The sequence below is a fragment of the Flavivirga jejuensis genome (genome assembly GCF_030540765.1).
Taxonomy (GTDB): domain Bacteria; phylum Bacteroidota; class Bacteroidia; order Flavobacteriales; family Flavobacteriaceae; genus Flavivirga; species Flavivirga jejuensis.
Genome location: NZ_JAUOEL010000005.1, coordinates 41,875 through 62,438 on the forward strand (window position 1 = coordinate 41,875; position 20,564 = coordinate 62,438).

The 20,564-nt window shown below is 31.0% G+C and carries 19 protein-coding genes; 1 reads left to right on the forward strand and 18 read right to left on the reverse strand.

Annotated elements, in window-relative coordinates:
- Positions 1-4: 4 nt before the first annotated feature.
- From Q4Q40_RS14180 to Q4Q40_RS14250, 15 genes are all read right to left on the reverse strand, one after another.
- A complete protein-coding gene (locus Q4Q40_RS14180) occupies positions 5-223 on the reverse strand; it encodes a hypothetical protein (protein ID WP_303302537.1) in 219 nt (72 codons plus the stop codon).
- A gap of 355 nt (positions 224-578) precedes the next feature.
- The gene (locus tag Q4Q40_RS14185) at positions 579-2,156 is read right to left on the reverse strand and encodes a phage head spike fiber domain-containing protein (RefSeq protein WP_303302538.1); all 1,578 of its coding nucleotides are present in this window, start codon (positions 2,154-2,156) and stop codon (positions 579-581) included.
- 14 nt (positions 2,157-2,170) lie between these two features.
- Complete coding sequence (locus Q4Q40_RS14190) at positions 2,171-3,550, reverse strand: MBOAT family O-acyltransferase (protein ID WP_303302539.1); 1,380 nt, start codon at positions 3,548-3,550, stop codon at positions 2,171-2,173.
- Positions 3,551-3,649: 99 nt separating this feature from the next.
- Positions 3,650-5,026: an SGNH/GDSL hydrolase family protein gene (locus Q4Q40_RS14195; protein ID WP_303302540.1), complete on the reverse strand. Its 1,377-nt coding sequence runs from the start codon at positions 5,024-5,026 to the stop codon at positions 3,650-3,652.
- 28 nt (positions 5,027-5,054) lie between these two features.
- Positions 5,055-5,681: a phage head spike fiber domain-containing protein gene (locus Q4Q40_RS14200; protein ID WP_303302541.1), complete on the reverse strand. Its 627-nt coding sequence runs from the start codon at positions 5,679-5,681 to the stop codon at positions 5,055-5,057.
- Positions 5,682-5,700: 19 nt separating this feature from the next.
- Positions 5,701-6,756 carry a GDP-L-fucose synthase family protein gene (locus Q4Q40_RS14205; RefSeq protein ID WP_303302542.1) on the reverse strand — a complete coding sequence of 352 codons (1,056 nt, stop codon included), beginning with the start codon at positions 6,754-6,756 and terminating at the stop codon, positions 5,701-5,703.
- 9 nt (positions 6,757-6,765) lie between these two features.
- Positions 6,766-7,884, reverse strand: a complete 1,119-nt coding sequence (gene gmd / locus Q4Q40_RS14210) for a GDP-mannose 4,6-dehydratase (protein ID WP_303302543.1) — start codon at positions 7,882-7,884, stop codon at positions 6,766-6,768.
- A 2-nt stretch (positions 7,885-7,886) separates the two neighbouring features.
- Positions 7,887-8,684 (reverse strand): dTDP-4-dehydrorhamnose reductase, encoded by a 798-nt coding sequence (gene rfbD / locus Q4Q40_RS14215; protein ID WP_303302544.1) that lies wholly within the window; start codon positions 8,682-8,684, stop codon positions 7,887-7,889.
- Positions 8,681-9,226 (reverse strand): dTDP-4-dehydrorhamnose 3,5-epimerase, encoded by a 546-nt coding sequence (gene rfbC, locus Q4Q40_RS14220; protein WP_303302545.1) that lies wholly within the window; start codon positions 9,224-9,226, stop codon positions 8,681-8,683. Before rfbC ends, rfbD begins: the two co-directional genes overlap by 4 nt.
- A 2-nt stretch (positions 9,227-9,228) precedes the next feature.
- Positions 9,229-10,086 carry a glucose-1-phosphate thymidylyltransferase RfbA gene (rfbA, locus tag Q4Q40_RS14225; protein ID WP_303302546.1) on the reverse strand — a complete coding sequence of 286 codons (858 nt, stop codon included), beginning with the start codon at positions 10,084-10,086 and terminating at the stop codon, positions 9,229-9,231.
- 1 nt (position 10,087) lies between these two features.
- A complete protein-coding gene (gene rfbB, locus Q4Q40_RS14230; RefSeq protein ID WP_303302547.1) occupies positions 10,088-11,128 on the reverse strand; it encodes a dTDP-glucose 4,6-dehydratase in 1,041 nt (346 codons plus the stop codon).
- 3 nt (positions 11,129-11,131) lie between these two features.
- Positions 11,132-12,208, reverse strand: coding sequence for a hypothetical protein (locus tag Q4Q40_RS14235; protein ID WP_303302548.1), 1,077 nt, complete (start codon positions 12,206-12,208; stop codon positions 11,132-11,134).
- Positions 12,209-12,219: 11 nt separating this feature from the next.
- Positions 12,220-13,908 carry a DUF6909 family protein gene (locus Q4Q40_RS14240; protein ID WP_303302549.1) on the reverse strand — a complete coding sequence of 563 codons (1,689 nt, stop codon included), beginning with the start codon at positions 13,906-13,908 and terminating at the stop codon, positions 12,220-12,222.
- A gap of 38 nt (positions 13,909-13,946) precedes the next feature.
- On the reverse strand, positions 13,947-15,440 hold the full coding sequence (locus Q4Q40_RS14245; RefSeq protein WP_303302550.1) for a GH3 auxin-responsive promoter family protein: 1,494 nt from the start codon (positions 15,438-15,440) through the stop codon (positions 13,947-13,949).
- Positions 15,441-16,307 carry a M23 family metallopeptidase gene (locus Q4Q40_RS14250; RefSeq protein WP_303302551.1) on the reverse strand — a complete coding sequence of 289 codons (867 nt, stop codon included), beginning with the start codon at positions 16,305-16,307 and terminating at the stop codon, positions 15,441-15,443. It abuts the gene before it with no gap.
- A 116-nt stretch (positions 16,308-16,423) separates the two neighbouring features.
- Here Q4Q40_RS14250 and tatA point away from each other — a divergent pair, with 116 nt between their 5' ends.
- Positions 16,424-16,609, forward strand: a complete 186-nt coding sequence (gene tatA / locus Q4Q40_RS14255) for a twin-arginine translocase TatA/TatE family subunit (protein WP_303302552.1) — start codon at positions 16,424-16,426, stop codon at positions 16,607-16,609.
- A gap of 90 nt (positions 16,610-16,699) precedes the next feature.
- Here the strand turns inward: tatA and Q4Q40_RS14260 are convergent, their stop codons facing one another.
- The 3 genes from Q4Q40_RS14260 to Q4Q40_RS14270 all read right to left on the reverse strand — a co-directional run bounded on the left by Q4Q40_RS14260 (position 16,700) and on the right by Q4Q40_RS14270 (position 20,528).
- Positions 16,700-17,677, reverse strand: a complete 978-nt coding sequence (locus tag Q4Q40_RS14260; RefSeq protein ID WP_303302553.1) for a DUF4837 family protein — start codon at positions 17,675-17,677, stop codon at positions 16,700-16,702.
- A gap of 22 nt (positions 17,678-17,699) precedes the next feature.
- Positions 17,700-19,247 (reverse strand): LysM peptidoglycan-binding domain-containing protein, encoded by a 1,548-nt coding sequence (locus Q4Q40_RS14265; protein WP_303302554.1) that lies wholly within the window; start codon positions 19,245-19,247, stop codon positions 17,700-17,702.
- Between the two features lie 93 nt (positions 19,248-19,340).
- Positions 19,341-20,528: a phosphoglycerate kinase gene (locus Q4Q40_RS14270; protein WP_303302555.1), complete on the reverse strand. Its 1,188-nt coding sequence runs from the start codon at positions 20,526-20,528 to the stop codon at positions 19,341-19,343.
- Positions 20,529-20,564: the final 36 nt, after the last annotated feature.

The window sequence follows — 20,564 nt, forward strand, 5'->3', positions numbered from 1 at the left end:
AAATTTATTTTTCAGAAGTAGTTGGGTCTAAAATAATTCTTATTTTATCTGCAGCTACATCTAAGTTTAAACTACATTTATACCATCCATCATCTAAACTTTCTATTGTAGTGTGTACATTTTGAAAATCTTGAGTGCCTTTATACCCTTTAACTTTACCATTCTCCAAATCAAAAACAACATCTACTCTATTGGGATAGACTCCTTGTATTCTTAATCCCATTAAAGTGCTTTTATTATTTAATTTTTGCCTGTTTTTCGATAAATTAGAATTGACTATTTATGCTCCCAACATAATATTCCTTTTTGAATCCAATAATGTTTTCATATACGGCTTGATTATTACTACTAATGTCTTTTTTTATATTATAATTTTCAACTATATAATTGACTAAATAAGGAGCTATTTTTCGACTTCCAAATTTGTTTAAATGTGAAAATATATAAATTGAGATTTATCTTCACCACCATAAACTCCAAATATAATTATAACCAAAATAATTGTAATATATGTACTCCATCTAAAAGATTATAGATTGTTTATTTAGTAACGAAAATCTGATAGCACATTTTTTAGTTTATTTTTTATTCTCTTTATAATTGTTTTTTTCAAATCTAAGGCTTTTTGGTACTATCAAGATATCATTATTATCATTTGTTACGCCTTCCCATGATGAAGCTTTTCTACTATTATTTGTTGGACCCAATATTACGTTAATTTTACTATCACCAACCTTTGCTGACAAACTACACTTATACCAACCATTACCTAAAGGTTCGATATTTGCTTTTTGATTGTCAAAATTTCCTGCTTTAGAAACCCCTCTTATAGTTCCGCTATCCAAATTAAAAAGGGCATCAGCTCTATTTGGATAAACACTAACAATTCTCAACCCCAAGTAGTTGTCTAAATCTCCTTTTTTTGCAATGACGCTAACTCTATAGTCTTGGTTTATCTGTGTATTGTTATTTGCTAATTGTATATAAGAATTTTTTGTATTTGTATTTCTAGAAATTCGGTATACCTCCTGATCCTGATCAAATTTTAAATTTAATTTATTTAGCGTTGACCTAACTCTGCTCCATCCAATGATGTTGTCGTTAATTACATTTTTAAATTTTGGTAATTTAATTTTTTCATTCTCATTTTGGGCATTAACAGTATTCTTTTTAATACTAAACATTGAAGTAATTGAGTCCAAGAATAATGGTGCTAATTTTCTATTCCCAAATTTATTTAAATGAGTAAAATCACTAAAATCATCAAGAGTTAAATTAATACTATTAAAAACCAAGTTGAAGTTAATATGCTTAGCATCATTAGACTTTAAAAGGTTTTCTATGTATTTCATTTTTCCAAATCCCTCCTCATCACTATAAATCATATAAAGTGCGGGAGCTGTAACAAATAATAAATTTATGCCTTTTTCTTTACAGTTTTTAATAATGCCCAAAATCATTTTTTCACTTAGATCATCTATTTTTATCTCTTTCGCATTATTAATCTTTTTTGAGTACTGAGAAGCAATATCATAGTAATTTAATTTAGTTTTTTTTTCGTTATCATCTAATTTATGTGTGTCATTAAGTTGAAAACCATTGGCATTTGCTTTCTCTAAATATCCTAAGCTGTTATATGTTTTAACCCATTCATCCGTCAGCTCATCATGAAATCTAATAGTGGAACTCAAAACTTTAGGGTATTCTTTGATTTCAAAAAATTTATTAACGGTTTGAAAATAATTCGTTGAATACTCAATTTCGTCTAAGCCAGCCATTTGTAAAAACTTAAGCTTTTCTTCATCATAATCCTTAAACTGCCAAGGTGAAATTTCTATAACCAAAAGTTGCTTTGGATAAGAATACTCATTATCAATCAACTTTTGAAATATTGCATTTGTTAAAAAAAAGTGATGAGCCCATCCCCCAATGTTAATACTCGTTGTGTTTAAAACACTATCTACATATGTTGTATTATAGTCTGTTTGGGAAAGTGAATTACCCATAAGCATAATATCAAACTTCTCCTTTTTATTGAAAACTCTATTATATGTATAATGAAAACGCTCATCTTGAATGCAGTATCTATCAATAAATTTAATTATTAAAACAGTTATTATTAATATTAATAATGATTTTGTAAATAGCTTAAACATGGTTTCTTTTTAATTTAAAATTGAAAGTATATAAACTGCGATTTGTCTTCACCACCATAAACGCCGAATATAATTATAACCATAATTACTGCTACATAAGTACTCCATCTAAAAATTATCGATTGTTTATTTAGGAGTGAAGCAACGCTTTTTCGGTTATGTATTACTTCAAAAAATAATAACAATACCATAAAAACTAATAATATTACTAAATTTCCCTTTTCTAAGCCTAGTTCATAAATTTGGTCTGTGAACAAAATAATAAAGTTGTTATCAAAAATACTTCCTATTAAAGTCCAAGCATTAGCAAATGTATCAGCTCTAAAGAACACCCAAGCAAAACATACTACAATGAAGGTTATTGATGCAAAAAACAAGCGGTTAGAGAATGAATTTTTATCTAAACCTAATGATTTATATAGCTTTATACGACTTTTGTAAGTTGCTTTTTCTAAAACCATTATTAAACCATGTATAGCGCCCCAAATGACAAAATTTATAGCAGCTCCGTGCCATAAACCACTAACTAAAAACACTATAAACAAATTTGCATATGTTTTGTATTTTCCTTTTCTACTGCCACCCAATGGGATATAAACATAATCTCTAAACCAAGTTGATAAAGATATGTGCCAACGTCTCCAAAATTCAGTAATTGATTTTGAAAAGTAAGGGCTATCAAAATTTTTCATTAAATCAAACCCCATAGTTCTAGCAGTTCCAATAGCAATATCTGAGTACGCTGAAAAATCACAATATATTTGAAAAGCAAATAGAATTGTAGCTATAATGGCTTCAATCCCTTTATAATCATTTGGACTGTTATAAACTTGATTAACAATTATTGCGGCTCTATCGGCAATAACCATTTTTTTAAATAAACCAAAAGCTATCAGAAGAAGCCCAGACTTTATTTGAACATAATTAAATTTATAGGTTTTATAAAATTGTGGTAATAAATGTGATGCTCTTTCAATGGGTCCAGCAACTAATTGAGGAAAAAATGCTACAAAAGAGAAAAAGGCTAATGCATTGTTTGTAGATTTTAATTGATTTCTATAAATATCAATAGTATAACTTAAGGTTTGAAACGTATAAAAGCTTATGCCTACTGGAAGGATGATATTTAAAGTTGAAATTTCAATATTTTTACCAAAAAGAGTGAAGGCATCTACAAAAGTGTCAATAAAAAAATTAGTGTACTTAAAATAGACTAAAAAACCTAAGTTTACGAACAAACTAATAGCTAAAAAACTTTTTCTTTTACCTTTATTCTCTGTTTTATCTATAGCTTTACCTACTAAGAAATCAACCAATGAGCTTATTACAATGAGAATTAAAAACCTCCAATCCCACCAACCATAAAACACATAGCTCGAGATTAATATTAACACATTCCTAAGAGTTAAATTTTTAGCAAGAGCCCAATAAAGGATAAAAACTATTGGAAAAAAAACGGCAAAATCAATGGAGTTAAAAAGCATGTGTATCTTCTAAAAAATTAAATTATCAATATATGGGCGAGAAACTTGTATTTTTTTTAATTCTGGACTACCCTCAATAATTTTAAGCTTTAGGTCAACTTTTTCAATATTATTGTTTCTGAATAAAAGGTATTTTGAGGTTCTCCTTTCCAGTTCTAAAATATCTTTAACCAATAAAGTTACATTAAAGTTAATTTCGAAATTTTCGGGAGTTGGTACTTTAGTGATTTTTTCAATCTCAAATATATTCCAATCCGCTTTGTTAATTAATACTCTACCAGAATTAGAAGTAAAATTTGATTGTGAGTTGCCTTCTCCATCAAAACCTGTTAAACTTCCTGTTAATGTATGCTTAAATGCTATTTTTGTCCTATCTATTTCAAAAATTTTTATTTTCCATTCTTCTTCTTTAGGAAATATAGAGCCAAATGAAACCATTTTAACTGCTGGCATCCAAGTTTGATATCCTTTAGAAGGTCTAGTAATTGTATAATTTGATTGGATTTCTGAGGGTTTTTTCTTGTTTATTAAAAGTTCAACTTTAGCTCCCTTATTATACCTTCTATTTGTTTCAAGACTTAATCTATTGGCTAAACAAATAATCTTAAATTCTTTAGAATTGTTTTCTAAGTAGATTTCATCTCTAAGCGCATCATTTTCGATATTATAGTTTTCAATTCTATTTTTTTCAAAAACCGAGAGTAATATTGATCTTAAAAGCACATTCCCCTTATCATTAGGGTGCACATTTGGAGCAATGGTATTACCCATTAATTCATTCGGCTCTATTTTATTTGAATCTAAATGGTTTTTCCATTGTTCTCTCACATTCACAAAACCACAGTTGTATTTTTTAGCAATCTCTTTTATGGCATCAGAATCAGAATCATGAGATTTATTAACTCCGTCCAATCTGCTCTCAGGTTTATCCCAAACATAATGATGATCAAATAATAAAATATCTGAATTCAATCTTGACCTAACATTATGAATTAGAGCATCAAACAAACTATCTTTAATACCATCATAACCATGAAAAATTATTAAATCAGGGTTTTCTATATAAAGATCATGTTCAGCTGTTTTTATTAAACTAGGTAGTGTAAAGCCTCCAATAGCTTTGTTTTTGTGCTTTATATTGGCAAAAGGAAACCTTTTTTTAAGAGAATCAATTAAAATATCCGACTTTAAACCTCCAATTATAGATTGACCATAAAACAAAATATGTACTTCATTCCGATTTATTTGGTTGCTAGTATTTAACAAGTGTAATGTCCTTGCAATACCTTCGTATTTAACCTCCTTTAAATCATTGTTTTTTGAAGTACAAGAAAGCACTACTAGCAAACCAATAACGAAAAAGATTGTTTTATAAATTTTAGTCAAACTTTCTATTTTTGATAGACAAATTGGTCTATAACAACTCTTCGATGGTTACACTTGAAAGAACAATGTGAACGTCTACTTCAGATTCCGTTGTTCCTTCCCAGCTTAAAACATTTCTTTCTGTACTGGTAGCTCCCATTATAATTCTAACGTTATCTGCAGCAACTTCTGCACTTAATGTGCATTTATACCAATCACCAGTTAACTTCTCTATGGTTGCCATTGGATTTTCAAAATCTTGAGCTGTTTTATAATCGACTACTGTACCTTTCTCTAAATCGAAAATAGCATCAACCCTATCTGGATAAGCTCCAGATAATCTTAATCCAAAAAAGTTATTATTTGTTCCTTTTTTGACAACTACACTTACTCTATATTCTGAAGCGTAAATTACTGGAACTAGACCACTTGTTAAATAAGCAGATTCAGTAACTGAATTACGGAAAAGACGATAAGCATCTCTAAATTCAACATCTGTTAATGGTTCTAAGTTAACTCTATTTTTATTCCACGAACCCAAATCATCACTCGTAAAGATTTTTACTGTTTTATATTGTTTTTCAACAACTTTAGTCGCTACTTCTGTTTCCTTCTTTTTTTCATCTTTACAAGAAAACGTTACTACTAAAATTAAAAGCAAGATTATTCTATTCATTGCATTTATATATTTATTGCTATACATTTTGTTTATTCAAATACCAGTCGTAAGCCTTTTTTATACCTTCTTCTAGCTCTATTTTATGTTTCCAGCCTAAGCTATTTAGTTTTGAAACATCAGTAAGTTTACGCATAGTGCCATCAGGCTTATCTGCATTAAAAACTAAATTCCCTTTAAAACCAATGGTGCTTTGAATAGTTTCTGCTAATTCTTTTATGGATGCATCTTTACCTGTACCAATATTTATGTGTGTATTTCTGATGTCTTTATCTCCTTGATTATAGGTGTCTGAAAAATCTCTATTCTCCATGATAAACACACAAGCATCCGCCATGTCTTTACTCCATAAAAACTCACGTTTCGGTTTTCCTGACCCCCAGATTTCAACACTATTATCTGATACTCCAAACGTGTTTAAATACGCTTTAGCTTCCTCAATATTCTTTACGCCTAAATCTTTAACAACCTCATCAAATTTAGACTCTGACAGCAATTTTGCCAAGTGAATTTTACGTATTAAAGCGGGTAATACATGAGATTTTTCTAAATCGAAATTGTCATTTGGACCATATAAATTTGTAGGCATTACTGAAATAAAATTGGTGCCATATTGTAAATTATAACTTTCGCACATTTTAATGCCTGCAATTTTAGCAATGGCATAAGGCTCGTTAGTATACTCTAAAGTATTCGTTAACAAAAACTCCTCTTTCATAGGTTGAGGAGCGTCTTTTGGGTAAATGCATGTGCTTCCTAAAAATAATAATTTTTGTGCTTTATGAAGATAACTTTGATGAATTACATTATTTTGAATCATCATATTTTCATAAATAAAATCTGCTCTATAAACATTGTTCGCAACAATCCCTCCAACTTTAGCGGCTGCAAGAAAAACATACTCAGGTTTTTCTTCTTCGAAAAACTTTGAAACAGCAATTTGATTGGCTAAATCCAACTCTTTATGTGTACGAGTAACAATATTATCATACCCTTTAGATTTAAGGTTTTCCAATATCGCGCTCCCCACTAATCCTCTATGTCCCGCTAGATAGATTTTAGAATTTTTATTCATTAAAAAGACTTATTCAAAATAATTTTTAATTCTATATCCACCGTCTTTAAGATACTGCTGCTTTTCCATAAGAATAATATCGTTCACCATCATATCTTCAACTAAATCAGCTAAATCATATTTAGGAATCCATCCCAATTTTTCTTTAGCTTTGGTTGCATCTCCAATTAATAATTCAACTTCGGTTGGTCTAAAGTATTTAGGATCTACAGCAATAATCTCTTTACCTAATTCAATTTGATACTTTGGATTACAACAAGATTTGATATAACCTTTCTCATCCGCACCAGTGCCTTTAAATTCAAGATCGACACCTACATGAGCAAAACACATTTTTACAAAATCGCGAACTGTAGTTGTTTTCCCTGTTGCGATTACCCAATCTTCTGCTTCATCAGCTTGAAGAATCATCCACATCATCCTCACATAGTCTTTAGCATGCCCCCAGTCTCTTTGGGCATCCAAATTTCCTAAATATATTTTTTCTTGTAAGCCTAATGCTATTTTAGATGTCGCTCTTGTGATTTTTCGAGTAACAAATGTTTCACCACGTACAGGAGATTCATGGTTAAATAAGATTCCATTACATGCATACATGCCATAAGCTTCTCTATAATTTACAGTAATCCAATAGGCATACATTTTAGCAACTGCGTAAGGGCTTCTTGGGTAAAAAGGCGTCGTTTCTGTCTGCGGAACCTCTTGCACTTTACCATAAAGCTCTGATGTTGACGCCTGATATATTCTTGTTTTATTTTCTAAACCTAAAAACCGAATAGCCTCAAGAAGTCTTAAGGTTCCAATTCCATCAGCATTAGCCGTGTATTCTGGCATTTCGAAAGACACGTGTACATGACTCATAGCTGCCAAGTTATAAATTTCATCTGGCTGAACTTCTTGAAGTATTCTTGTAAGGTTTGTGCTATCTGTTAAATCTCCATAATGTAAAAAGAAACTTGGATCTTCTACGTGTGGGTCTTGATATAAATGGTCAATTCTTCCCGTATTAAACAATGAAGAACGTCTTTTTACACCATGAACTTCATAGCCCTTTTTTAAAAGAAATTCACTTAAATAAGCACCATCTTGTCCGGTTACTCCTGTAATTAATGCTACTTTTTTTTGCATCTTTAATTTAATTTTTCTAATAAAACGGACCTTTTTGGCCTCTTGGCAAAAGTACGATATTTGTTTACTTTAACAAGATTTATGTTATTATCAATCTTATTCTCTTGTAATATTTGTTTAGCAAAATCGTACCAAGTCATAGGAACCCTATCACAAAAATGATGTATCCCAAAGTTGCCATTTTTGGTTTTAATTAATTGAATAATAATATATTTAGATAAATTAACAGTGTCTGTTGGACATCCTATTTGCTCAACAGTAACTGAAAACACTTTTTCTGTTTTTGCTTTTTCTAAAATTGATCTATAAAAGTTTTTGCCATATACTTTACTATATAACCAAGATGTTCTAATTATGAAATACTCATCTAATATCTCATGGACAAAGTTTTCTCCCAACAGCTTAGATTTGCCATATTCATTAATTGGATTTGGAGTGTCTTCAATTGTATATACTTCATTTTTTTTACCATCAAAAACATAATCAGTTGAAATATGGATTAAAATAATCCTTTTTTCTTTACATACTTCAGCTAAATTTTTAACCCCTTTAGCATTTACTTCAAAAGCAATTTCAGGTGTTTTTTCTGACTGTTCAACATTTGTATATGCTGCACAATTTATACAATAATCAAAGTTGTTATTATTAAAAAACCGCTTCAGCTCTTCCACTTTTGTAATATCCAATTCTGCTTTTGAAACAAACACAAAATCAAGACCATTCTGCTTGTCAGAATATAGCTCTTCAATAGTTTTCCCTAATTGCCCATTAGCCCCAGTTACTAAAATTTTAATACTCATTTACAAAATTCTTTAAATGAAGGCAATTGCTTATCTTTTTCTGATATTATGAGTTGATTCAATGGAAAACCCCATTCTATATTTAAGTCTTTATCATTAAATATAATTCCAGATTCGGATGCTTTGTTATAAAAATTATCACATTTATAAGAAAAAATAGTATCATCTTCTAGAACCAAAAAGCCATGTGCAAATCCCCTAGGAATATAAACTTGTATATGCTCAATAGCATCCAAAATAATAGAAAAACTCTTGCCGAATGTTGGAGACTTTTTCCTAACGTCTATACAAACATCAAGTGCTTTTCCTTTTATAACTTGTATTAACTTAGCTTGGGCATGTTCTTTAGTTTGAAAATGCATGCCTCTTAAAACACCTATTGAGGATTTTGATTGGTTATCTTGTACAAAATTTGCAGTAACTCCTGTTTTTGCTTCAAAAATTTTTTTATTAAAGCTTTCAAAAAAAAAGCCTCTTTCATCTTCAAATACTTTAGGTGTTAAAACAAAACAGCCTTTTAAATATGTTTCTTCAACGGTCATTTCTATATTAAATGTTGTAAGTATTCACCATAACCACTTTTAAGTAATGGTTGAGCAAGTTTATTAAGTTGAGATTTGTCTATATACCCCATTTTATATGCGGCCTCTTCAATACAGCCTATTTTTAACCCTTGCCGCTCTTCAATTACTTGAACAAACTGTGATGCTTGCATGAGTGAATTAAAGGTTCCTGTATCTAACCACGCAGTACCTTTATCCAAAATTTCTACATTAAGCAATCCTTTTTCTAAATATACTTTATTAATATCTGTTATTTCTAACTCATCTCTTTTACTTGGTTTAATCTTTTTTGCAATATCAATCACCTCATTATCGTAAAAATAAATGCCTGGAACGACAAAATTAGATTTAGGATCTTTTGGTTTTTCTTCAATGGAAATTGCTTTATTATTTTTATTAAATTCTACTACTCCATATCGTTGGGGATCCAAAACATGATATGCAAAAATAACTCCTCCATTTGGAATCGTATTAGCCTTTAAAATTTGTTCTAGCCCAGATCCATAAAAAATATTATCCCCTAAGATCAATGCTACACTATCTTTTTCAATAAAATCTTCTCCAATTATAAAGGCTTCTGCTAATCCATTTGGATGTTCTTGAACGGCATATTCAAACCTACAACCATATTTTTCACCATCTCCTAATAAATCTTTAAATAGGGGTAAGTCTTTCGGGGTTGATATAATTAATATTTCATGAATTCCTGCATACATTAGTGTGGAAAGCGGATAATAAATCATTGGTTTATCATAAATAGGCATTAATTGCTTACTTATAGATAAAGTTAAAGGATGCAATCTTGTTCCAGATCCTCCAGCTAAAATTATTCCTTTCATATTAGTTATACTGTTTTTGATAGTACCTTTGATATTCCCCTGAAGTTACATTTTTTAACCAATCCTCATTATTTAGATACCAATCAATCGTTAGAGAAAGTCCTTCTTCAAAAGTAACAGAAGGCTTCCACCCTAATTCTTTGCTTATTTTAGAGGCATCAATGGCATATCTTAAATCATGTCCTGGGCGGTCTTTAACATAAGTAATTAATTTTTCAGAACTTCCAGACCTTCCTAATTTTTCATCCATTTGACGACATAACAATTTTACTAAATCAATATTCTTCCACTCATTAAATCCACCTATATTATAAGTTTCAGCATTTTTCCCTTTATGGAAGACTAGATCGATAGCTATCGCATGATCTTTTACATACAACCAATCTCTAGTATAATTTCCATCACCATAAACAGGAAGCAGTTTGTTATTAATAATATTATTAATAAACAAAGGGATTAATTTTTCTGGAAACTGATTCTGTCCATAATTATTTGAACAGTTAGTAATAACATAAGGCATTCCGTAGGTCTCACCATAAGCTCTCGCAAAATGATCTGAGCTTGCTTTTGAAGCAGAGTATGGTGAATTAGGATCATAAGCTGTGGTTTCAGTAAATAATCCTGTTTTTCCTAAAGTTCCGTAAACTTCATCTGTACTTATATGATAAAAAAGCTTCTTTTTAAAATTGTTTTTCCAACAATCTTTAAAAGCATTTAAAAGATTCATCGTACCAATAACATTTGTTTTGACAAAGGCTAACGGATCGTCAATAGATCTGTCAACATGAGATTCTGCTGCCAAATGTATAACTGCATCAAATTTATATTTCTCAAATAATTCATTTATAAAAATGTTATCGGTAATATCTCCTTTTATAAATGAATAATTTGACTTATTTTCTACACTTTTTAAGTTCTCTAAATTCCCTGCATATGTAAGAGAATCTAAATTAAAAATATTATAATTTGGATACTTATCAACAAAAAGCCTTACCACATGTGACCCTATAAACCCTGCCCCTCCAGTTATTAAAATCGTCATTTATTATATTTTATCTTTATAACGCTCTAAGAACTTAACAAATCTTAAACTAAGTAATGTTATAAAAGTAAGCCCTATTAAAATAATCGCATAGTATCTCTTTGGGCTTATCATAACATCAAAAAGCTCTTTTTTGTCATCTATTGTTCCACTATCTTGTTTACTTGACGTTATTTCAATAATATACTCCTTATCAGCTATTTCTCTTTCAATTTCAATTAAACTTGCTCTTAGCTCTAAACCTTTATTATAAAGCTCAAACTCTTTGGTTGAGCTTTCTCTTCCTTTATCTGTAGTTATATTGATTTTCCCCTGAAAATCATTGTTATTTTCTGCCGATTTTACTATTGCTTTTTGGTAAACAGCTAATAACGTATCTGCTTTAATTAATGATTTAGTAATTGCTGAGGCGCGTTCTCTTAATTCTATTAAATCCTTTTCCTGTTCTCGTTTAAAATATACATTTGAATTAATATTCGTAATAATCTTATGGAATACTTTCTTGAAATTTTTCCTTTCTTCGGCCTTTATCGTGATTTTTTGGTATTGATGATCGTGATCTTTTGAGTTGTTTAAAAAAGTTTTATATTCTATTGTTTCTAATAATGATGTATCAATTTCTTTAAGATAAGCGTCGAACTCTTGAAGTTTTTCATTTTCACTAATTACGGGCTCAATTTCAAAATCCAAAATAGATTCTGCTTCATCTGATTTAATACCTAAAATGTTTTCTAAAGTACTTATATCCTCTTGTTTTATTAAATTTTTATAATAGTTAATCTCATTATATAAATTCTCACCTGTATCATAGTTCTGTTTTAACGTAATAGAAGACTTATAAACAGCTTCAGATGTTTTTTCTAAGACTATTCCTAAAACAACACCAACAATACCAGCTATTATTAATTTTAAAACATGCGTCTTTACAAAAAAGACCAACCAGACAAATGCTAAAAAGAGTTTATTAAAAAGCCTACCTATAGAATGAAATAGATTACTAAACGCATTCCCTATTAACTTAAAAAGCTGTCCTAAGTCTACTTCTTCAGATTGCTGTGGTTGTGGCAAATCTTTACTCATAATTATATATATTAATTAAGTATTTGTTTTAATATCGTTCTTGTTATTAAATATGTAGGTCTTACTCCCGAAGTACCTAAGCCTCCTGAAGCAAGTGTGGCTCCTGTTTCTAAAGGATTATCGCTAGCATAATAAGCATACCTTACTTTTACATCTGGACTAATACTCCCTCTAACTTTTGAAGCTGCTTGAATGGCTTTTTGATAATGTGCACCTTCCATTTCTAACCCTATTACTTGCCATGTTGAATTGTAAAAGAATTTCAAAATATCTTTATTTTGTAATGATGTTCCTAAAACAGTAATCATAGATCCTTCATAAATATCGACGCCTTGTCCTTCTAAGTCTTCTTTCTTAAGTTCATTCGCAAAAGGGTAATTATCTGCTGTACCTTCAAAAATATGCGCTGAAGGAATCATAATATCCCCTTTACCGCCTTCTAAAATTCCTGCCTTGCCCATAATCGATACCGATTCCACATTCAAATACGTTTTCTTATCCATATTATTATATGGCTTCAACAGTTCATCAATTGTCTCATAGGCCTGTTCTCCAAACGCATAATCCATGACTAATATAACAGGTTTGTCTTGTTTTAATACCGTTTCACTAACTTCAATATCGGTTTTAGAAGCGTCTATTTTACTAGTATCAAAAATTTGAACATCAATATTAGCTCCAGAGGTATCCTTAATATAAATCATCCCTCGCTGTAACGCTTCTTTAGTTACTTTATTTCGAAGTCCTTCATTTTCTTTTTTACTCAAAGACTCATACACTTCAAAAATATCCTTTTTAGAAGCTGTTGATTTTAATACGCTAGACACAAAAAGTGTATTCATAACGCTATGCATATTGGCACTTATTATATGTATGGGCCGTTCTAATAAATCATTTTTAAACATGATCTCTTTTATCGTATCTGCCCAAATTTCTCCGTGTATATGATGCCCAATACGTTCCCTTAAAACAGGGCTAAACGTTACCGTTCTTTTATTATTATGTATTTGTTCTTCTATAGCTAATTTGCCTAGCCAATATACAATATGAAGCAATCTTTCTGGTTGTGAAGACGTAGCAAATTCATTATAAACAGCTCTTAATTCTTCAAATGTTCTTCCTAAAATGTTAGCGCCATGAGAAATCGCGACTTCTCGTTCATCCTGCGTGAGTTTCTTTTTTGATAGAACTGCTTTTTCAAGTTTTATCCAATCTCTTGTTGTCGATCCTTTTTCATCTATTAAAACGCGATTACTTATTTTATGAGATTCAACAAAAAGAAATGTAAGGTGTGTTAAAATATCGTAAATTTCTGATCGCCCTCGCGTAATCTCAATATTCATTTGTTCTGCATCTATTCGATAGCAGTTACGACGTCTTTTTTCTGGGATTATAGGCTTAAAATGCGAATTTCCATAACCTTCATCGCTGGTTAAATTGATAAATGTACATTCTTCAATACCAATGGGGAGTCTATCTATAACATAAAGCAACCCTTCTAATTCGGCTTTTTCTTCACCTACAGACCCATAAATTTCTGGGCGTAAAAGCAATAATGACTGCCGCAAAGTCTCACCCGAAATACCCATAGGTTTGTAAAACCCTCTATTAAATAAATGACGCATAGTAACATACATCTTTTCGATGGCATTCGAGCTTTCTTGGGCTCTCGTTCTAGAATGATGCTTTTTGTTAGTCATTTATCTTTTTAATCTCCCCAAAGATAGTATTATTTGACTTAACCTATATGAGGGAACTGTTCAACTATTTTTCTGTCGTTAGATAACCTTGGTAATTTATTTTGTCCGCCTAATTTACCAATAGACTTCATATACTCTTTAAAACCTCCCTTTTTAACTTTAATTATTTTAAGAGATTGCAATACCTTACCTTTTATTAAATCGAAGTAATACGTGTTTTGCGTTTGAAGTGACTCATCAATTTTTTTAGCCAACTCTAAAATATCTTCAGGTTCGTTTTCAAATTCTATAAACCACTCATGATATGGCAACCCTTCTTTTGGATTTATTTGAGGTGCCACTGTAAACTCTGTTACACTAATGCTTGAATTTAAAAGAGCCTCTTGCATAGCCTGCTCCACTTCTTTACCTATTACGTGTTCACCAAAAGCAGAAATAAAATGTTTGATACGCCCAGAAACAATAACTCGATAAGGTTTCGTTGAAGTAAACTCTACGGTATCTCCAATATTATAAGCCCAAAGGCCTGCGTTAGTAGAAATAATCATCACATAGTTTACACCAATTTCAACATCTTTAATCGTAATTCTTTTGGGGTTTTCATCAAAAAACGTGTCTGCTTTCACAAATTCATAAAAGATTCCAGAATTCAACTGAAGCAACATGCCTTTTTCATTTTGAGTATCTTGAAATGCAAAAAAACCTTCACTGGCTGGATATAATTCTATACTGTCTACCCGTCTTCCTATTAGGTTTTCAAATTTTGCTCTATAGGGTTCATAGTTAACACCTCCAAAGATGAATAAATTGAAGTTCTTGAAAATATCACCTACTTTTTTATCCGTTTTTTGTTGAAGTTTTTCAAAATACATTTGAACCCAAGAAGGAATACCAGAGATAATGGTCATGTTTTCAGGTAATGTTTCTTTAACAATGGCATCTACTTTTGTTTCCCAATCTTCAATACAATTAGTTTCCCAAGAAGGGAGTCTGTTTTTTTGAAGATATTTAGGAACATAGTGTGCCACAATCCCAGAAAGCCGTCCTAATTGTATCCCATTTTGTTCATTTAGAATTGGACTCCCTTGTAGAAAAATCATTTTCCCATCTACGAATTTGCTATTTCCAGTTTCATGAACATACATTAAAATAGCATTTCGAGCAGCCTCAACATGACTGGGCATACTTTCTTTTGTAATAGGAATATATTTTGATCCCGATGTTGTTCCTGATGTTTTAGCAAAATAAACAGGCTTTCCTTGCCAAAGGACATTTTCTTTTCCTGCTACTACTTTTTCTACATATGGCTTAAGTGCCTCATAATCTCGAATAGGAACTCTTTCGGCAAAATCATCGTAAGAACTTATACTTGTAAAATCGTGATTTTTACCAAACTCTGTATGAGCGGCTTTTGATATTAATTTTTGAAATACTTTTTCTTGAGTTTCAACGGGGTTATTAGCCCACTTTTGAATGCTTTTATAAACATGCTTCGCAAATGGTTTTACAAGAACTGATTTTAATGATATCATCTATTTAAAATCTATAAAGTTTGTTGGATTAATAGGGTAACCGTCATTCCAAAGTTCAAAATGCAAATGTGGTCCTGTTGAGAGCTCTCCTGTATCACCAGCGGTAGCAATTACTTCTCCTGCTTTAACCAAATCACCTTGTCTTTTTGTTAGTGATGCATTATGCTTATAAATAGAAATTAACCCGTAACTATGCTCTATAATGATAACGTACCCAGTACCAACAGTCCATTCTGCAAAAATCACAATACCATCTGCTGTCGCTTTTATAGGCGTATCTTTCGCTAATACGATATCGACTGCGTAATGTTTTTCTTTTAAATTATAGGGTTCACTTATAGTACCATTTGCGGGAGGAAATAACACAAAATTAGTTGAAGATGTAGCAGACTCGAACAAATTGTATTTATCTTCTTTGTCCACTTTATTTCTTAAAATGGAATCTTCTAATATGGGAGCGAAATCAACCTCACTTGCTTCTGTCCTTACAGCTTCTATAATGGAGTCTTTATTAAAATCACTCGCACTTACATCTCCTTTTAACACCTTCTTTATTGATGCATAATACAATTCATTCATAGCAATAACTCGCTGCAAAGAATCTGTTTTGTAATTTAATTCTGTAGCTTGCTTTTTTAAAGCCGTTGACGAATATCCTGGAATATACTCTCTAAGCGGGGTAAAGGCTATTATTATATACGTTAAAGCTATTAAAAAAACCGCGATCAAAGAGCTTAAAACAAAAACATTAAGCCTTGTTAACTTAAACGATAAACGTTCTTCAAACGTATTCTCATTAAGTATTACCAATCGGTACTTATCTAATAATTTTCGTTTTATCTTTTTAGGTTTCTTATTTTCTTCCATTTAAAAACAAAATTAAATAAAATTATTACAAGACCTGTTCGTCTTTGTGCTAAAATTAAACTTAAAACGACATTATTAAACATTAATTATTAACTTTGCATTATAAAATAATTATTATGAGTTTATATATGTTACCATTAGTTATTGGTTGGCCTCAAATAGTTTTAATCGCTGTTGTTGTTTTACTATTATTTGGAGGAAAAAAGATCCCCGAATTGATGAAAGGTTTAGGTAGTGGGATCAAAGAGTTTAAAGACGCTAGCAAAGAAGAAGAAGGATCAAAAGAGGATCAAAAAGAGTAATCATTTTTGTTTGAAAGGCAAATAATTACTCTTTTTGATCTTATAAAGACTCGCAATATGACGAGTCTTTTTTTTGAAAAAACACCTGTTTTAATTTAATTTAATAGATTTAATAATCGCTTCCAGCTCTAGCATATAGTTACGTTTCCCTACAGACGGTGCAAAAGCAAATCCTTCAACAATAACCCATCTTTTATTCATTTTATCTTCAATAGCATAATTAATAAAAGGGCCTCCCATAAATGCGTTTTTTACATTCCAAACTCCTTTTGTCTCCAAAGTTGGTTTGTTATTCAAAACGATTTCACTGTGAAACGGCGTATAGGCGTTTTGAGTAGTCATATAAGAGTTTTCTACGGGGCCTTCAATATAAACTTTCCCAATAGAGTCTCTAATTTTAATAATTTGGTTTACAACACTATCATTTCTTTTAATAGCATCAAAAGGCAATTCATAAATCATTAAATTAGTAGTTCCTGTTGTAATATCTTTTCGAATCCAAAAAAAGTTATCTGTCTCTTTTGCAATTCTGTATACAGACTGAAATTTAATGTTTACACCTAATTTTTCTTGAATAGATTTAAATTTATGAGGTGATTTTGCCATCTGGCGTTGTCTTTCGGCAATCTCTTCGTTCTTAAATGTTTCAATTATTTTTGTTTCATTTTTGGCAATCAAATCAATAATATCTTGTTTTGTTTTACCAGAAACTACTATAACTTTTTGTGGTTTGGCATATACGTCTTTTGAAACTCCAATACCAGCTTTATTATTATTCATTTCTATTTTTAAAACAGTTCTGTTTTTAGTTACAAAACCAGAAAAAACAGCTGGTGGTATTTGATTAATAGTAAATGTAGGTTCTTCTTGTGGTAAACCATAAATTGGTTTAGCAAGTACCGTTCTTATAGCTTCCCCAACACTACCAGCCCATAGTTGATTATCAACAACAACAGAAACATTGTTTATAGTACCCGAAGAATCTAAATAAAACTTTTCATTTGAAGTCTTTTTATCTCCACAAGAAATAATAAATAGTAATGATGCTAAAAAAATAATATATCTCATAATAGTTTTTCGGTTTTAAAATTTAACTCTTAGATATTTTAAGTTTCATTCCTGGTTTTAATTTATTACCACTAATACCGTTCCAATCTTTAATATTTTGAACAGAAACTCCAGAAAATTTTTGTGAAATACTCCATAAAGAGTCTCCATTTTTAACAACATAGGTAACTACATTGCCAGAAATAGGTTTAACGGGTGATGCCTTTTTTACAGAAGTTGGAGGAGCAACATAGGGCTTCCTTGGATAAATGGTTAAACGCTGTCCTATTCTTAAATTATTACTTCTTAAACCATTCCATTTTTTTATATCACTAACCCTAACGCCATATCTTCTAGAAATTTTACCTAAAAAATCCCCAGATCTTACTTTATACCGTACTCTATCGGTCGCATTAAAAAATTGAGGTAGCGGTTTTTCGCGTTTGTCAAATTCGGCCTTAGCAAAGGCATAAATTTTTTCTTCATTATTCACAAAATCTCCTATAACATCAATAGGCAATCTTAAAACGTAATTTTCATCTTTAATAATTGGTATGATATCTAGTTTATACGATGGGTTTAAAAATTGAAGCTTTTCAATAGGTGTCCCAGTAACTTCTGAAACCTGGTCTAGAGTAATCATTTGTTTCACTCTAATAGTATCCGTCTCAAAATAAGCTGTTTCTGGCTTAAACTGTTTAAAACCATGTTCCTTTGCGTATTCAAAAATATACATGTTAGCTAAAAACGCTGGCAAATAGCCTGCTGTTTCTCGTGGTAAATTATGTCTTATATTCCAGTAATTCTTGTAACCGCCAGAGCGCCTAATTGCTTTTGTTACGTTTCCTGGCCCCGAATTATATGCAGCTAAAGCTAAATCCCAATCACCAAAAATTTCATAAAGTTTCGATAAGTATTTTGAAGCTGCTTCTGTAGATTTAATAGGGTCGCTACGCTCATCAACATAACTACTTACATCTAATCCATACATTTTCCCTGTACTAAACATAAATTGCCACAAGCCTGTAGCACCTACTCTAGATTTCGCTCTGGGTTTTAATGCAGATTCGACAATGGCCAAATATTTTATTTCTAACGGAATATTATAATTATCAAGCTCTTGTTCGAACATAGGAAAATAAAAACCACTTAATGTAATTAGTTTTTGGATAGATTTTCTTCTATGTTTTAAATAGGATTTAATCACGCTTTCTAATGCAGGATTATATGCTACATTAAAAGGGGTTCTGGCATCTAATTCTTTTAAACGAGCTTTAAGCGTATCGGTAGAAAGCTCTGGGTAATCAACAGGCTCAAAAGTTAATTCTGTAACAGATTTATAGATCGTGTCGAACAACGTATTGTTATACAATTCTTCAAACCATTTTTCGTCTAATTTTGCAGCAAGTTCATTGTCTTTAAGGGACGTACTATCCTCTTCTGCTTCTATCAGTTTTACTATACCAGGGTTTCTGTCAATCAGAGAATCTTTAATTTCTTTTTTTTGCGAAGAAGAAACAGAATTTTGAACCTGAGAAAAACAAGTTGTAATATTTAATAAAAATATAATTGTAAGAAAACGAAAAGCCATAAAATCTATTCAGTTAATTTAATTGAACGATACTATGGCTAAAATCGTATTTTTTAAGCTAATTTGAAAATGTATACCTATTTAACTTCGAAACTATTCTAAAATAGCAGCTATTCCTGGTAACGTTTTACCTTCTAAACTTTCTAGCATCGCACCACCACCAGTACTTACATAGCTTACCTTATCTTCAAAGCCAAATTGTTTTACAGCCGCAACAGAATCACCACCTCCAACTAATGAAAACGCACCATTTTTAGTTGCTTCTGCAATTGAGTTTCCTAATTCTATCGTTCCTCCAGCAAAACTTTCCATTTCAAAAACGCCTAACGGGCCGTTCCAAAGAATCGTTTTAGATTGCATAACGACCTCATGAAATTGCTCTCTCGATTTTGGTCCGGCATCAACACCTTCCCATCCATCTGGAATTTCGTTTATATCTAAAGTTTGTGTGTTAGCATCATTGCTAAAATCATCGGCAGCAATTACATCTACAGGAATATGTACTTGTACATTTTTCTCTTCTGCTTGTTTTAAGATCTCTAAAGCCAATGGCATTTTATCATCTTCGCAAATAGAATTACCAATTTTTCCGCCTTGCGCTTTAATAAAGGTAAATGCCATACCACCACCAATAATTAAATGATCTACTTTATCTAAAATATTTTCTATAATTGTGATTTTAGACGATACTTTAGCCCCTCCAAGTATTGCTAAAACTGGTTTTTCTCCAGTTTTCATAACTTTATCAATACTTTTTATTTCTTGTTCTAATAAGCTTCCAAAACATTTATCTTCTGGAAAAAATTCTGCAACAATAGTTGTAGATGCATGCGCTCTGTGTGCTGTACCAAAAGCATCATTTACATAAATATCACCTAGTTTAGACAATTTTTCTGCAAAATCTTTATCGCCAGCTGTTTCTTCTTTATAATAACGTAAGTTTTCTAATAGTAAAACTTGTCCTGGTTCTAGACTTGCCGCTGCTGCTTCAACTTCTGCGCCTACGCAATCTTTTACAAACTTTACTTCAACACCTAAAATATCTTCAACTTTTTTTGCAATATGACCTAATGAAAAGGCATCTTGAAAACCTTTTGGTCGTCCTAAATGCGACATTAAAATACAGCTCCCACCGTCTTCTAAAATTTTAATAATAGTTGGTTTTGCAGATACAATTCTTGTAGCGTCTGTTACTTCAAAATTTTCATTTAAAGGCACATTAAAATCTACACGAATTAATGCTTTTTTATTTTCAAAATTAAAATCGTTAAGCGTTTTCATTTGTTCGGTTTTATTATTTTTTAATTGTTAAATGTA

Bases quoted from the DNA above. Each gene is read 5' to 3' on its own strand.
- Q4Q40_RS14240 (WP_303302549.1), bottom strand. From the start codon at position 13,908: ATGACTAACAAAAAGCATCATTCTAGAACGAGAGCCCAAGAAAGCTCG.
- Q4Q40_RS14260 (WP_303302553.1), bottom strand. From the start codon at position 17,677: ATGAGATATATTATTTTTTTAGCATCATTACTATTTATTATTTCTTGT.
- Q4Q40_RS14205 (WP_303302542.1), bottom strand. From the start codon at position 6,756: ATGAATAAAAATTCTAAAATCTATCTAGCGGGACATAGAGGATTAGTG.
- Q4Q40_RS14270 (WP_303302555.1), bottom strand. From the start codon at position 20,528: ATGAAAACGCTTAACGATTTTAATTTTGAAAATAAAAAAGCATTAATT.
- Q4Q40_RS14250 (WP_303302551.1), bottom strand. From the start codon at position 16,307: ATGGAAGAAAATAAGAAACCTAAAAAGATAAAACGAAAATTATTAGAT.
- Q4Q40_RS14245 (WP_303302550.1), bottom strand. From the start codon at position 15,440: ATGATATCATTAAAATCAGTTCTTGTAAAACCATTTGCGAAGCATGTT.
- tatA (WP_303302552.1), top strand. From the start codon at position 16,424: ATGAGTTTATATATGTTACCATTAGTTATTGGTTGGCCTCAAATAGTT.
- Q4Q40_RS14265 (WP_303302554.1), bottom strand. From the start codon at position 19,247: ATGGCTTTTCGTTTTCTTACAATTATATTTTTATTAAATATTACAACT.
- rfbC (WP_303302545.1), bottom strand. From the start codon at position 9,226: ATGACCGTTGAAGAAACATATTTAAAAGGCTGTTTTGTTTTAACACCT.
- Q4Q40_RS14200 (WP_303302541.1), bottom strand. From the start codon at position 5,681: ATGAATAGAATAATCTTGCTTTTAATTTTAGTAGTAACGTTTTCTTGT.
- Q4Q40_RS14180 (WP_303302537.1), bottom strand. From the start codon at position 223: ATGGGATTAAGAATACAAGGAGTCTATCCCAATAGAGTAGATGTTGTT.
- rfbB (WP_303302547.1), bottom strand. From the start codon at position 11,128: ATGACGATTTTAATAACTGGAGGGGCAGGGTTTATAGGGTCACATGTG.
- gmd (WP_303302543.1), bottom strand. From the start codon at position 7,884: ATGCAAAAAAAAGTAGCATTAATTACAGGAGTAACCGGACAAGATGGT.
- Q4Q40_RS14235 (WP_303302548.1), bottom strand. From the start codon at position 12,208: ATGAGTAAAGATTTGCCACAACCACAGCAATCTGAAGAAGTAGACTTA.
- Q4Q40_RS14185 (WP_303302538.1), bottom strand. From the start codon at position 2,156: ATGTTTAAGCTATTTACAAAATCATTATTAATATTAATAATAACTGTT.
- rfbD (WP_303302544.1), bottom strand. From the start codon at position 8,684: ATGAGTATTAAAATTTTAGTAACTGGGGCTAATGGGCAATTAGGGAAA.
- rfbA (WP_303302546.1), bottom strand. From the start codon at position 10,086: ATGAAAGGAATAATTTTAGCTGGAGGATCTGGAACAAGATTGCATCCT.